This window comes from Streptomyces glaucescens (genome assembly GCF_000761215.1).
Taxonomy (GTDB): domain Bacteria; phylum Actinomycetota; class Actinomycetes; order Streptomycetales; family Streptomycetaceae; genus Streptomyces; species Streptomyces glaucescens_B.
Genome location: NZ_CP009438.1, coordinates 1,212,495 through 1,225,387, shown reverse-complemented (window position 1 = coordinate 1,225,387; position 12,893 = coordinate 1,212,495). Strand labels below are relative to the sequence as shown.

Genomic DNA, 12,893 nt, shown 5'->3' with positions numbered 1-12,893 from the left:
CGCCGCACTACACCTGTAGTACGCTCGGAACGAGCCGGACTACAGGTGTAGTCGGCGGCTGCCGTGCGGCAGCCCGTGACGAGGAGGAGCCATGGCACAGCCCAAGCGCGCCGTCGTGATCGGCGGCGGCATCGGAGGCCTGACCGCGGCCGTCGCCCTGCACCAGGCGGGAGCGCGGGTGACCGTCCTGGAGCGGGCCCCCTCACTCGCACCCGTCGGAGCGGCCATCTCGCTGGCCCCCAACTCCCTGCGCGCCCTCGACGTCATCGGCCTCGGCGCCACCGTCCGCGACCTGGCCGCCTGGCAGGGCGACGGCGGCCTGCGCGCCCCCGACGGCCGCTGGCTCTCCCGGACCAGCGCCGCGGCGGCCCAGCGGCGCTTCGGCGGCCCGCTGGTCCTGCTGAGCCGCGCCACCCTGATCGGCCACCTGGCCGCGCTGCTCCCCGAGGGCACCGTCCGCACGGCCGCCGAGGCCGCCCTCGCCGACCCCGGCGACTCCCGCCGGCCGGCCCGGGTGACCACACCCGACGGCGAGCTGGAGGCGGATCTCGTGGTGGCCGCCGACGGCATCCGCTCCGCCGTGCGCCGCAGCCTGTTCCCCGGGCACCCGGGGCCCGTCTACTCCGGCTTCACCACCTGGCGGGTGATGATCCCGCTGCCCGGCGTGCGGTTCGCCTCGCACGAGACGTGGGGCCGCGGCCGCATCTGGGGCACCCACCCGCTGAAGGACGGCCGGGTGTACGCCTACGCGGCCGCCGTCACCCCCGAGGGCGGGCGCTCCGACGACGAACGCGCCGAGCTGCTGCGCCGCTTCGGCGACTGGCACGACCCGATCCCCGCCGTGCTCGCCGCCGCCCGCCCCGAGGACGTGCTGCGCCACGACGTGCGCCATCTCGCCCGGCCGCTGCCCGCCTACCACAGCGGCCGGGTCGCCCTGCTCGGCGACGCCGCGCACGCCATGCCCCCGACCCTGGGGCAGGGCGGCAACCAGGCCATCGAGGACGCGATCGTGCTGGCCCACCACCGCGACGACCTCGCCGCGTACACCGCCGCCCGCCTGCCGCGCACGACGGCCATCGCCCGTCGCGCGGTCGGCGTCGCCCGGCTGAACATGCTGCGCAACCGCGCGGGCATGGCCGTACGCGACACCGTGCTCACCGCCCTCTCGAAGGCCGGCCCCGCCCTCTTCCTGCGCGGCTTCGACGACATCGCCGACTGGCGGCCCCCGCGGCCCCCGTATGCTTCCGTCGGGACACGCGAGACCGGTGACTTCTCGCGAGACGCGCACGGGTGAGCGGTAGTCACGGGCGGAGGAGAAGACGTGAAGGTCGGCTGCATCGGACTCGGGGACATCGCGCAGAAGGCGTACCTGCCGGTGCTCGGCGTCCTGCCGGAGGTCGAACTGCACCTGCAGACCCGCACCCCCGCGACGCTCGCCCGGGTCGCCGACGGCCTGCACCTGCCCGCCGGGCAGCGCCACGCCGACCTCGACTCGATGATCGCCCAGGGCCTGGACGCCGCCTTCGTGCACGCCCCGACGGCCGTCCACCCGGAGATCGTCACCCGGCTGCTGGAAGCGGGCGTGCCGACGTACGTCGACAAACCGCTCGCCTACCGGCTCGCCGATTCCGAACGGCTGGTGACGCTCGCCGAGGAGCGCGGGGTGAGTCTCGCCGTCGGCTTCAACCGGCGTCTCGCCCCCTCCTACGCGCAGTGCGCCGACCACCCGCGCGAGCTGATCGTGATGCAGAAGAACCGGGTCGGGCTGCCGGAAGAGCCGCGGTCGATGATCCTCGACGACTTCATCCACGTCGTGGACACCCTGCGGTTCCTGGTGCCGGGGCCCGTCGACGACGTGACCGTGCGCGGCCGGGTGCGCGACGGGCTGCTGCACCACGTCGTGCTCCAGCTCGCCGGGGACGGCTTCACCGCGCTCGGCGTCATGAACCGGCTCAGCGGCTCCACCGAGGAGATCCTCGAGGTCTCCGGGCAGGACAGCAAGCGGCAGGTGGTCAACCTCGCCGAGGTGATCGACCACAAGGGCCAGCCGACCGTGCGGCGGCGCGGCGACTGGGTGCCGGTGGCCCGGCAGCGCGGCATCGAGCAGGCCGTCCTCGGCTTCCTCGACGCCGTCCGCGCCGGTGAGCTGCTCAGTGCCCGGGACGCGCTGGCGACTCACGAACTGTGCGAACGGGTGGTCCACTCGGTCCTGGAGCGTTCCGGCCACGCCGCCTGAACGCCCCCGCCCCCTCGGCGGTCAGGAACCCGGCCAGCACCAGCAGCGCCGCGTACACCGGCCAGTCGCCGAACCGCGCGTACGGCGTCGTCCCGCCGGCCAGCGGCACCTCGTACACCGCGGCGGTGCTCTCGTCCGTGCCGAGCCACGAGCCGATCCGCTGTCCCTCGGGCCCGTGGACGGCGGACATCCCGGTCAGGGTCGCGTGCACCATCGGACGCCCGGTCTCCGCGGCACGCAGCGCGGCCAGCGAGGCGTGCTGCGCGGGAGCCCAGCTCTGCTGGAAGGTCGAGGTCGCCGACTGGGCGATCAGTACGTCGGCGCCCGCCGCGGCGAGAGAGCGGCTCATGTCCGGGAACGCCGACTCGAAGCACACCATCGGGCCGATCCGCAGGCCGCCCCCGAGGTCCATCACCACCTGCCGGGTGCCGCGCCGCCGGTCCTCGCCGGCCGCCTCGCCGACCGAGGTGGCCCAGCCGAGCAGCGAACGCGCCGGGACGTACTCGCCGAACGGGACCAGCCGCATCTTGTCGTACCGGTCGCCGGTCACTCCGCCCGGCCCGACCAGGACCGAACTCTTGTAGATGCCGGGCCGGTCCGAGCGCCGGGCGTCCACGTTGACGAGGACCGGTGCGTCCGTCAGCCGGGACAGCCGCGCGACCCGCCCGGCGAGGTCGGGCCGGGCGAGCAGGTCGAAACCGATGCTGCTCTCACCCCACACGATGAGGTCGAGGTCCTGTCCGGCCAGCCGCCCGGTCAGCTCCTCCTCGCGGGCGAACCGCCGCTCGGGACCGTCCACCACGCCGGGCTGGACGACCGCGATCCGCGCCTCGCCGCGCACCTCGGGACGCGGCGCCCACGCCCAGGCGGCCGAGCCCGCCGTGGCCGCGACCAGCAGCCCGGCCGCCGCCGGCACCCGTGCCGCGCGCACCGCGACCAGCACGGCGACGGCGACGTTCACCGCCACCAGCAGGAAGCTCAGCAGCCACACCCCGCCCACCGAGGCGAGCCGCAGCGCCGGGGTCACCTGCCACTGGCCCGCGCCCAGCATCCCCCACGGCCCGCCCAGGCCCTGCCAGGAGCGCACCAGCTCCACCGCCAGCCAGCCCGAGGGGAGCACCAGCAGCGCGGCCGCCGCCCGGCCCGTTCCCGGGACACCTGCCAGCAGACGCCGCACCAGCCAGCCCCAGGGCGCCCAGAGCGCTCCGAGCAGCGCCGCGATGACGAACGTGAACACGTGCAGGTTCGGCAGCAGCCAGTGGTGGACGGCCAGCATGTACCCGAACCCGCCCCACCAGCCGTCGTACAGCGCCCGCCGCCCGGTCGGCGCCGTGCGGGCCAGCAGGATCCACGGCACCAGCGCGACGTAGGCGAACCACCACAGGGACGGGCCGGGGAAGGTGAGCATCGGCAGCGCGCCCGCCGCCGCGGCGAGGGCGGAGCGCCGCCACGGGGTGCCGAGCCACTGTCCGAGCGAGTCCATACGCGCCTCCCTGCCGGTGGGTACCAGTGTGCGCGCTGCGGACGATCTCGAAACGCGGTGGACGATCCCGGCACACGGTGGCGCGGGATCAGCCGCCCGCAGCGGCCTGCGCGCCCTGGGGGCTGCGGCGCCACTTCTCCCGTACGACCACCTCGCGCAGCCGCCAGCCGTCCTCCGTCCGCAGCAGGCCGAACGAGCACCGGCCGCCGCTCACCGGGCCGGGCGCCGCCGGGCCACCGCCCGCGGCGGCGAACCCCATCGGACTGACGTAGTCGGCCTGGACCAGCGCCGTGTCGCCGGCGTCCCGCTCCAGGACCCCGAACCGCACCCGGCGGTTGACGATCAGATGCTGCCGTACCGGGAACGCCTCCAGGCTCTCGGCGAGCCACGCGGCGACGCTGCCCGCCCCGCCCTCGATCCCGCCGGCCGAGCGGTAGTCCGCCCGCCCGTCCGGGGTGAACAGGCCCCGGTACGCCTCCCAGTCGCCGTCGTCGACGGCCACGGCGTAGTCGGTGACCACGCCGTCCACGGCCAGCCGGTCCATCACGGTCGCGAGCTCCACGCGCTGCGTCATCGGCTCAGTGTTGGGCACCGGGCCCCTCCCGCCAAGAGGGCGTGCGGGGCGCGGGGTGCGGTGGCTCCGAGCGGGTGGTGCGGGCGGGCGCCGCGGGCGAGGGGCCGGTGCGCACCGGCGAGGACGACGCCCCCCGGCACCGGCACGGGCCGGGCGGTCCACCGGGCGCCACCCGGCGCCCGGTACGCGGGCAACTCGGCGTGCCGTCGGGGAGGACCACGGGACCGGGGCGCCGCCGGACCTCCGTCAGGTGGCGCGCGCCACCGCCCTCAGGCGGCTTCGATGATCTGGCCCCGCATGGCGGCGGCCCACTCGACCACCAGCAGTTCGTACTCCGCGCGCTCCTGGGCCGACAGGATGCCGCCCGCGCGCAGCCACAGCGCGCGGATCTGCTCGTTCACCTCGGCCGCGGAGCGCACGGAACCAGGGGCAACGGAATCAGGGGACATGCGGGCAAGCCTATGCGCTCGCACTGACACTGCGCTACCGCACGGCTACTCGATCCGTATGGAGTTGGTCACGCGCTGTGAACGCGCCAACTCGCCGCGCTCATGGCCGATTCGACGTGCGGGTCGATGTGCCCGGGCCGTGCGCCCCGCGCCGACGGCGCGCCCGCCGGTGCTCGGCCCGCCTCAGTGCGCCGACTCGGCCGCGTGCGGGCTCAGCACGCCGAACGTGACCAGGGCGATCAGGATGACGCCGAGCGCCACGCGGTACCAGACGAACGGCATGAAGCTCTTGGTCGAGATGAACTTCATGAACCACGCGATGACCGCGTAACCGGTGACGAAGGCGATGACCGTCGCGAAGATCGTCGGCCCCCAGGACACATGGCCGCCCTCCATCGCGTCCTTCAGTTCGAACAGGCCGGAGGCGAGCACCGCCGGGATGGCGAGCAGGAAGGAGTAGCGGGCCGCGGCCTCGCGCCGGTAGCCCATGAACAGGCCGCCGCTGATCGTCGCGCCGGAGCGGGAGACACCCGGGATGAGGGCGGCGGCCTGGCACAGGCCGAAGATCAGGCCGTCCCTGACCCCGAGGTCCTGCAGGCCCTTGCGCTCCTTGACCGCGCGGTGCCGGCCGCCGGTCTCGTCGCGCGCCGCCCGCCGGTCGGCGATGCCGATGATCACGCCGACCACGATCAGCATCGTCGCGGTGAGCCGCAGATCGCGGAACGGCCCCTCGATCTGGTCCTTCAGCGTCACACCGAGGACGCCGATCGGGATGGAGCCGACGATCACCAGCCAGCCCATCTGGGCGTCGTGGTCCTTGCGCCACGCCTTGTCGTACAGCGAGCGGAACCACGCCGAGAGGATCCGCCCGATGTCCTCGCGGAAGTAGATCAGGACGGCGGCCTCGGTGCCGATCTGGGTGATCGCCGTGAAGGCGGCGCCCGGGTCGTCCCAGCCGGAGAAGGCCGCGGTCAGCCGCAGGTGCGCGCTGGAGGACACGGGGAGGAACTCGGTCAGCCCCTGGACGAGTCCGAGGATGAGTGATTCGAACCAAGACATGGGAGTTACGGAGTCCAAGTGCCGATCGTGGAACGGACGACGGGAGACGTGCTCGGCCCCCGCGCGCGGTGCCGGACGGTGCCGAACGGGCACACCGGCCCCACGCGCGCGGTGATCAGATGTGTCGTGGGGCAGCGTAGCGTCCCCAGGTGACGAGACCGGCACAGGATTCCGAAGAGGATCGCGGGTGATCGCTCCGGGGTGTTGACCGGGTGGTGCGCGGGCACCTACGTTGCCCGCGAGGGAAAGCGCTTGCTATCACCGGTGCCGTCCCGGCTCACCACCCCGAGGACCGAGGAGTGCTGATCAGACCCATGCCGCCCACCACCGCTTCCCTCGCCGGCCGCCCGGTCCGCGCCGCGATCGTCGGCACCGGCGCCATCGCCCGCGGCGAGCACCTGCCCGCCCTCGCCGCGCTCGCCGAGGAGGGCGAGACGGAGGTCGTCGCGGCGGTCGACGTCGACGCGGACGCCGTCGAGGCGTTCTGCGCGCAGGGCGGCATCCCGCACGCCCACACCGACCTGGCGCGCATGCTCCGCGAACAGCGCCCCGACCTGGTCTGCGTCTGCACCCCGCCGACCCTGCACCGCGAGCAGACCGTCGCCGCGCTGCGCGCCGGGGCCTGGGTGTGGTGCGAGAAGCCGCCCGTGCCCTCGCTCGCCGACTTCGACGCCGTGCAGGCGGAGGAAGGGGCGGACGGCGGGCCGTACGCCGCCATCGTCTTCCAGCACCGCTTCGGCTCCGGTGCCGCCCACGTGCGGCGGCTGCTCGCCGGCGGTGCCCTCGGCCGCCCGCTGGTCGCCCACTGCCAGACCACCTGGTACCGCGACACCGCCTACTACGCCGTGCCCTGGCGCGGACGCTGGCGCACCGAGGGCGGCGGCCCGGCCATGGGGCACGGCATCCACCAGACCGACCTGCTGCTCGATGTGCTCGGCCCGTGGAGCGAGGTCCGGGCGATGGCCGGCCGGCTGGTGCACGACGTGGAGACCGAGGACGTGTCCACCGCCCTCGTGCGGTTCGAGAACGGTGCGCTGGCGACCGTCGTCAACAGCGTGGTCAGCCCCGACGAGGTCAGCCGGATCCGGATCGACTGCGAGCGCGCGACGATCGAACTGACCCACCTGTACGGCTACCGCAACGCGTCCTGGCGGATCACCCCCGCGCGGGACGTGCCCGAGGCGGAGGCCGCCGCCTGGCGGGACTTCGGGGCGGACGTGCCCAGCTCCCACCTCGCGCAGCTGCGTGAACTGGTCGCCAGCATGCGCGCGGGGGAGCGGCCGCGCAGCAGCGGGCCGGACGGGCGCAAGAGCCTGGAACTGGTCACCGCGCTGTACAAGTCGGCCTTCACGGACGCGACCGTGCGGCGGGGCGAGATCGGTCCCGGCGACCCGTACTACACCGAGCTGCACGGAGGCGCCCCCGGCTGGGCGCCCGCTGTCACCGAACTCCCCACGCCCAGCGCGTCCCCCGCCGCCCCCGCGTCCGCCGGGGACCGCCGCGCCGTCGCGGACGACAGCCGGGAGGTGCCCGCGTGACCGCGCTGCGCGTCACCCACACGCACGGCGACCGGATCACCGTGACCGAGCCGCGCTCCGGCGTCGGCCTGCTCGCCTACGTCTACCGGCCCGAGTCGGCCTGGGAGGCGCCGAAGCCGTACCTGCACCCGCTGCGGACCCTGTCCGGCGCGGTCGTCACCGGCTACCGGCCCCACGACCACCGCTGGCACAAGGGCCTCCAGCTGACCGCCTCCCACCTGTCGGGGGCCAACCTGTGGGGCGGCAACTCCTACGTCCACGGGGAGGGTTACCTGGCGCTGCCCGAGCGGATCGGCTCGATGGCGCACGCGGCGTTCGACGACGTCTCCGCGGACGGCGACCGCGCGGTGATCGCCGAGCGGCTGACCTGGCACCCGCACAGCGGGGAACCGTGGGCCGACGAGCGACGGCGGATCGAGGTGCACGACGTCGACCCGACCGGCGGCTCGTGGGCGCTGACCTGGACCAGCGCCATCACCAACCGGCGCGCCGAGCCGCTGCTGTTCGGCAGCCCCACCACCGCCGGGCGGGAACGGGCGGGCTACACCGGCCTGTTCTGGCGCGGGCCGCGCGCCTTCCGTGACGGGCGGATCACCGGCCCGGACGGCGAGGGCCCCGGACTGATGGGCACGCAGGCGCCCTGGCTGGCCTACACCGGCGAGCACGACGGCGTGGACGGCCACGCCACCCTGGTCTTCGCGCACGCCCCCGAGAACGACCACGCCGGGACGGAGGGGGCCCACCCCGCCCACTGGTTCGTGCGCAACGACCCGTTCGCGGCCGTCGCGCCCTCCTGGGCGTTCTTCGACGAACTGGAACTGGCGCCCGGCGACACGCTCACGCGCCGCTACCGGGTCGTGGTGGCCGACGGCGCCTGGCAGCGGGCGCAGATCGCCGCGTACCTGGACTCGCACCCCTGGTGAACGCCGCCCGCCTCCGGGGACGCCCGGCCGGACCGCCGCCTCCGGGCTGACGGCGTACGGCCGGCCGGGGCGCGGTTGGGCGTCCATGACCGGTTGGACGCGGGTGTCGCCGTACGACCGGCCGGGCGCGGCTGACGGCGTACGGCCGGCTGGGGCGCGGTTTGGGCGCGTCCATGACCGGTTGGACGCGGGTGCCGGCGCACGACCGGCCGGGCACGGCTGACGGTGCACGACCGGCCGGGCGCGGCTGTCGGCGTACGGCCGGCCGGACGCGGCTGGGGGCCCATGACCGGCCGGGCGCGAACGGTGGCCGTGAAGAGGTGTGGCGCCATCGCGGGACGAGGAGTACCGCCCGACCGCGCGGGCGGGGATGCGGGGGGCCCTGGGGGAACGGCCGTCTGCGGGTCGGCACCGGCGCCGGGGGCGGGACGGTGATCCCGGCCGTCCGCTGCCCCGCGCGGGCTGCCCCGCGCGGCCTGCCGTCCGCCGGCGTCCGAAGGTGTGCTTCCCGGTGTGCCGTCAGGCCGCCGTCGGGCCCGCCACGGTCCAGCCCGGTGACTGCGGACGGGGTGTCAGGTCCTGGTGGTGGACGGGCTCACCGCAGGCCTGGCAGGTGACGACCGGGACCAGCTCGTGGCCGCAGGTGTGCTCGTGGACCATGGGCCGGTCGCCGTCGGGGCGCAGGTGGCGGTTGCCCCACTCCATGAGGGTGAGCAGCACCGGGACCAGTTCGAGGCCCGCCTGGGTCGGCCGGTACTCGAAGCGCTGCGGGCGCTCGCTGTAGGCCCGCTTGGTGAGGACCCCGGCGTCGACGAGCCGGCGCAGCCGCGTGGCCAGGATGTCGCGCGGGGCGCCGATGTTGCGCACCAGCTGGTCGAAGCGGCCGTTGCCGAGACACACCTCCCGCACGACGAGCAGGGAGTACTTCTCGCCGACGAGCGCCAGGGCGTCGGCGATCGAGCAGGGGCGGGGGTCCTTGGAGACGGCCATGGGCTCCAGTCTAGGCGAGGGTTTGCTTTTCCAACTCCCGCGGCTATGGTGAGTTCGGATTTCCTACTCACTGGTACAGGAGCCGGAGGGCCGGCCGGCGCGCCCGCCCTCGCCACGGCGGCCAAGGAGGCCCGCACCATGCGCGACGCAGTCATCGTCGAAGCCGTACGCACCCCCATCGGCAAGGGCAAGCCAGGCGGCTCCCTCGCCCACGTCCACCCCGTCGAACTCCTCGCCCACACCCTGCGCACCCTCGTCGAGCGCTCAGGTGTCGACCCCGCGCTCATCGACGACGTCATCGGCGGCACCGTCGACCAGGTCGGCGAGCAGGCCATGAACACCACGCGTTACGCCGTGCTGTCGGCGGGCTTCCCCGAGTCGGTCCCGGCGACCACCGTCGACCGCCAATGCGGCTCCTCCCAGCAGGCCGTGCACTTCGCCGCCCAGGGCGTCCTCTCCGGCGCCTACGACCTCGTCGTCGCCTGCGGCGTCGAGTCGATGAGCCGGGTGCCCATGTGGTCCAACGTGCCGCCCGGCAAGGACCCCTTCGGTCCCGGCGTCGCCGAGCGCTACCCCGAGGGCCTCGTCCCCCAGGGCATCAGCGCCGAGCTGATCGCGGCCAAGTGGTCGGTCACCCGGGAGCAGATGGACGCCTTCGCCGTCTCCTCGCACCACAAGGCGGCCACCGCCTGGGAGCAGGGGCTGTTCGACGCCGAGGTGGCCCCCCTGGACGGGGTCACGCGTGACGAGTGCGTACGGCCGTCCAGCACCCCGGAGACCCTGGCCGGCCTCAAGCCCGCCTACTACGACCCCGGGTTCGCCGAGCGCTTCCCGCAGATCGAGTGGAACGTCACCGCGGGCAACGCCAGCCCCCTCAACGACGGCGCCTCCGCCGTGCTCATCACGTCGAGCGAGACCGCGGCCCGCCTCGGACTGCGCCCGCTGGCCCGGCTGCACAGCTTCGCCGTCACCGGGTCCGACCCGCTGCTGATGCTCACCGGGGTCGTCCCGGCCACCGAGAAGGTGCTGCGCAGGGCCCGCCTCAGGCTCGACGACATCGACCTGTTCGAGGTCAACGAGGCGTTCTCCAGCGTGGTGCTCGCCTGGCAGCAGGAGACCGGCGCCGACCCCGCCAAGGTCAACGCGCACGGCGGCGCCATCGCCCTCGGCCACCCGCTGGGCGCCAGCGGCACCCGGCTCACCACCACCCTCGTGCACGCCATGCGCGCGCGGGGCGCCCGCTACGCCCTGCAGACCATGTGCGAGGCGGGCGGACTCGCCAACGCCATGATCCTGGAAGGTGTCTGACGGGTCAGCGGGTCCGCAGGTGGTGGCGCTTGCGCCAGGCCACCACCGCACCGGCCAGCGCCGGCAGCGCGATACAGCCCATGGCGATCAGGAAGGCCGGCGAGGTGGGCGTCGAGGCCCGGGCGCCCGCCACGACGTACGCGGCGGTGTTCGGCACCGAACCGAGCGCCGTCGCGAGCAGGAACGGCAGCCAGCCCATCCGGGACACGGCGGCGCAGTAGTTCGCCGCCGAGAACGGCACCCCGGGGAACAGCCGCACCGCCAGCATCGAGCGGAAGCCGTGCCGGCTCAGCTGCCCGTCCACGGCCGTGAGCACCCGGCCGCGCAGCAGCGGACGCAGCGCGTCCTGCCCCAGCAGCCGCCCCAGCCCGAAGGCCAGCCCCGCGCCGAGCACCGTGCCGCCCACCGCCGCGCCGAGGCCCAGCTGCGAGCCGAACAGTGCGCCCGCCGCCAGGTTCAGCAGCGGCCGGGGCACGAACGCCACCGTGCACAGGCCGTACGCCAGGGCGAACACCAGCGCCGCCGCGGCGCCGCTCAGCTGCGGCGGCCAGCCGTGCGCGAGCAGCCGCTGCGGCTCGAACAGCAGCACCGACGTCGCGGCGGCCACGAGCAGCGCGACGAGCAGCGAGAAACGGGCCCAGGGAGAGAGCAGCACGCGCGCGCAGCGCGCCGGGAGACCGGCGGGCGCGGGGACGGCGACGGCGAGATCCGAGGCGGCGGCCAGGGGAGTGGCCGTGGCGGTGCCCCCAGAGCGGGTGGTGGCATCGAGCATCCGGCGACACTAACCGACGAAGGGGCGTGATCGCCGCAACCGCCTCCGCCCGACGGCCCGTCCGGCCCCCGGAAAACCGTTCGACGTGGGACGACGCGTCGGCAATGATCTGCGTCATGTTCCGGTACGCCTTCCTTCTCGCAGCGTCCGCGGTCGCGGATGCCCCGAAGGCTGCCGTGCCCCTCTTCCCGGCCGCCGTCGACGGCGCCCGAAGCTGACCCTCTCCGGATCGTCCGGCGGACCCCGCAGGGGGAGGGTCGGCCAGTCCTCGGGGTCCCCCTTCCTCCGGCGCGGAGCCCGCTCCGCAGAGACGTCGAGGTACCGCCATGTCCAAGACGGCGTACGTCCGCACCAAACCGCACCTCAACATCGGCACCATGGGCCACGTCGACCACGGCAAGACCACCCTGACCGCCGCCATCACCAAGGTCCTCGCCGAGCGCGGCACCGGCACGTTCGTGCCGTCCGACCGCATCGACCGCGCCCCGGAGGAGGCGGCGCGGGGCATCACCATCAACATCGCGCACGTCGAGTACGAGACCGACACCCGGCACTACGCGCACGTCGACATGCCCGGCCACGCCGACTACGTGAAGAACATGGTCACCGGCGCGGCCCAGCTCGACGGGGCGATCCTCGTCGTCTCCGCGCTCGACGGGATCATGCCGCAGACCGCGGAGCACGTGCTGCTCGCCCGGCAGGTGGGCGTCGACCACGTCGTCGTCGCCCTGAACAAGGCGGACGCGGGCGACGAGGAGCTGATCGACCTGGTCGAACTGGAGGTCCGCGACCTGCTCACCGCGCACGGCTACGGCGGCGACTCCGTCCCGGTCGTCCGCGTCTCCGGGCTGAGGGCACTGGAGGGCGACCCGCGCTGGACGGCGTCCGTCGAGGCGCTGCTCGACGCGGTGGACACCTATGTGCCCCTGCCCGAGCGGTACCTGGACGCACCGTTCCTGCTGCCCGTGGAGAACGTGCTGACCATCACCGGCCGCGGCACCGTCGTCACCGGCGCCGTCGAGCGGGGCACGGTCCGGCTCGGCGACCGGGTCGAGGTGCCGGGGGCCGGCGTGCAGTCGGTCGTCACCGGCCTGGAGACGTTCGGCAAGCCGATGGAGGAGGCGCAGGCCGGGGACAACGTGGCCCTGCTGCTGCGCGGCGTGCCCCGCGACGCGGTCCGGCGCGGGCACGTCGTCGCCGCGCCCGGCAGCGTCGCGCCCCGCCGGCGCTTCACCGCGCGGGTGTACGTCCTGTCGGCCCGCGAGGGCGGCCGGACGACACCGGTGGCCACCGGCTACCGGCCGCAGTTCTACCTCCGCACCGCCGACGTGGCCGGCACCGTCGACCTCGGCGACACCGCGGTCGCCCGCCCCGGCGACACCGTCACCGTGACGGTGGAGCTGGACCGCGAGGTGCCGCTGGAGCCGGGCCTCGGCTTCGCCGTCCGCGAGGGCGGACGCACGGTCGGCGCGGGCACGGTGACCACCGTCGGCTGAACGACGGGTGGCGCCCGCCTTCCGGCGCCGGGCCGGCCGGCGGGCGCCACCCCGCCCCCGCAGGC

12 protein-coding genes are annotated in these 12,893 nt (G+C 74.7%); 6 read left to right on the top strand and 6 right to left on the bottom strand.

What is annotated here, in order from left to right; all coding sequences use genetic code 11:
• Nucleotides 1-91 precede the first annotated feature (91 nt).
• Together SGLAU_RS05255 and SGLAU_RS05250 are read left to right on the top strand one after the other, a co-directional pair.
• Nucleotides 92-1,294: an FAD-dependent monooxygenase gene (locus SGLAU_RS05255; protein ID WP_043498778.1), complete on the top strand. Its 1,203-nt coding sequence runs from the start codon at nt 92-94 to the stop codon at nt 1,292-1,294.
• A 27-nt stretch (nt 1,295-1,321) separates the two neighbouring features.
• Nucleotides 1,322-2,236: a Gfo/Idh/MocA family protein gene (locus SGLAU_RS05250; protein WP_043498776.1), complete on the top strand. Its 915-nt coding sequence runs from the start codon at nt 1,322-1,324 to the stop codon at nt 2,234-2,236.
• Here the strand turns inward: SGLAU_RS05250 and lnt are convergent.
• The 4 genes from lnt to SGLAU_RS05235 form a co-directional block, all read right to left on the bottom strand.
• On the bottom strand, nt 2,151-3,719 hold the full coding sequence (gene lnt / locus SGLAU_RS05245) for an apolipoprotein N-acyltransferase (protein ID WP_043498774.1): 1,569 nt from the start codon (nt 3,717-3,719) through the stop codon (nt 2,151-2,153). The two genes, SGLAU_RS05250 and lnt, sit on opposite strands and share 86 nt — an antisense overlap.
• 88 nt (nt 3,720-3,807) lie before the next feature.
• The gene (locus tag SGLAU_RS05240) at nt 3,808-4,293 is read right to left on the bottom strand and encodes a nuclear transport factor 2 family protein (protein ID WP_043498772.1); all 486 of its coding nucleotides are present in this window, start codon (nt 4,291-4,293) and stop codon (nt 3,808-3,810) included.
• Between the two features lie 269 nt (nt 4,294-4,562).
• The gene (locus SGLAU_RS33390; RefSeq protein ID WP_078957608.1) at nt 4,563-4,742 is read right to left on the bottom strand and encodes a hypothetical protein; all 180 of its coding nucleotides are present in this window, start codon (nt 4,740-4,742) and stop codon (nt 4,563-4,565) included.
• Between the two features lie 183 nt (nt 4,743-4,925).
• The gene (locus SGLAU_RS05235; RefSeq protein WP_043498771.1) at nt 4,926-5,801 is read right to left on the bottom strand and encodes an undecaprenyl-diphosphate phosphatase; all 876 of its coding nucleotides are present in this window, start codon (nt 5,799-5,801) and stop codon (nt 4,926-4,928) included.
• A gap of 314 nt (nt 5,802-6,115) precedes the next feature.
• On the opposite strand from SGLAU_RS05235, the gene SGLAU_RS05230 reads away from it, so the two are divergent.
• Nucleotides 6,116-7,339, top strand: a complete 1,224-nt coding sequence (locus SGLAU_RS05230; protein ID WP_078957607.1) for a Gfo/Idh/MocA family protein — start codon at nt 6,116-6,118, stop codon at nt 7,337-7,339.
• On the top strand, nt 7,336-8,262 hold the full coding sequence (locus SGLAU_RS05225; protein WP_043498769.1) for a PmoA family protein: 927 nt from the start codon (nt 7,336-7,338) through the stop codon (nt 8,260-8,262). The genes SGLAU_RS05230 and SGLAU_RS05225 overlap by 4 nt, the downstream gene beginning before the upstream one ends.
• A gap of 519 nt (nt 8,263-8,781) precedes the next feature.
• Here the strand turns inward: SGLAU_RS05225 and SGLAU_RS05220 are convergent.
• Entirely contained in the window at nt 8,782-9,252 is a 471-nt protein-coding gene (locus SGLAU_RS05220; protein WP_043498768.1) for a winged helix-turn-helix transcriptional regulator, read from the bottom strand.
• Between the two features lie 138 nt (nt 9,253-9,390).
• Here SGLAU_RS05220 and SGLAU_RS05215 point away from each other — a divergent pair, with 138 nt between their 5' ends.
• A complete protein-coding gene (locus tag SGLAU_RS05215) occupies nt 9,391-10,560 on the top strand; it encodes a thiolase family protein (protein ID WP_043498766.1) in 1,170 nt (389 codons plus the stop codon).
• A 4-nt stretch (nt 10,561-10,564) separates the two neighbouring features.
• Here the strand turns inward: SGLAU_RS05215 and SGLAU_RS05210 are convergent, their stop codons facing one another.
• Nucleotides 10,565-11,332, bottom strand: a complete 768-nt coding sequence (locus tag SGLAU_RS05210; RefSeq protein ID WP_043498765.1) for a TVP38/TMEM64 family protein — start codon at nt 11,330-11,332, stop codon at nt 10,565-10,567.
• 326 nt (nt 11,333-11,658) lie between these two features.
• Here SGLAU_RS05210 and tuf point away from each other — a divergent pair, with 326 nt between their 5' ends.
• Nucleotides 11,659-12,828: an elongation factor Tu gene (tuf, locus tag SGLAU_RS35860; RefSeq protein WP_043498763.1), complete on the top strand. Its 1,170-nt coding sequence runs from the start codon at nt 11,659-11,661 to the stop codon at nt 12,826-12,828.
• The last annotated feature ends 65 nt before the right edge of the window (nt 12,829-12,893 follow it).

What these genes read in the sequence shown, in the direction of transcription:
- SGLAU_RS05255 (WP_043498778.1), top strand. Translation starts at nt 92, where the DNA reads ATGGCACAGCCCAAGCGCGCCGTCGTGATCGGCGGCGGCATCGGAGGC.
- lnt (WP_043498774.1), bottom strand. Translation starts at nt 3,719, where the DNA reads ATGGACTCGCTCGGACAGTGGCTCGGCACCCCGTGGCGGCGCTCCGCC.
- SGLAU_RS05240 (WP_043498772.1), bottom strand. Translation starts at nt 4,293, where the DNA reads ATGACGCAGCGCGTGGAGCTCGCGACCGTGATGGACCGGCTGGCCGTG.
- SGLAU_RS33390 (WP_078957608.1), bottom strand. Translation starts at nt 4,742, where the DNA reads ATGTCCCCTGATTCCGTTGCCCCTGGTTCCGTGCGCTCCGCGGCCGAG.
- SGLAU_RS05235 (WP_043498771.1), bottom strand. Translation starts at nt 5,801, where the DNA reads ATGTCTTGGTTCGAATCACTCATCCTCGGACTCGTCCAGGGGCTGACC.
- SGLAU_RS05230 (WP_078957607.1), top strand. Translation starts at nt 6,116, where the DNA reads ATGCCGCCCACCACCGCTTCCCTCGCCGGCCGCCCGGTCCGCGCCGCG.
- SGLAU_RS05220 (WP_043498768.1), bottom strand. Translation starts at nt 9,252, where the DNA reads ATGGCCGTCTCCAAGGACCCCCGCCCCTGCTCGATCGCCGACGCCCTG.
- SGLAU_RS05215 (WP_043498766.1), top strand. Translation starts at nt 9,391, where the DNA reads ATGCGCGACGCAGTCATCGTCGAAGCCGTACGCACCCCCATCGGCAAG.
- SGLAU_RS05210 (WP_043498765.1), bottom strand. Translation starts at nt 11,332, where the DNA reads ATGCTCGATGCCACCACCCGCTCTGGGGGCACCGCCACGGCCACTCCC.
- tuf (WP_043498763.1), top strand. Translation starts at nt 11,659, where the DNA reads ATGTCCAAGACGGCGTACGTCCGCACCAAACCGCACCTCAACATCGGC.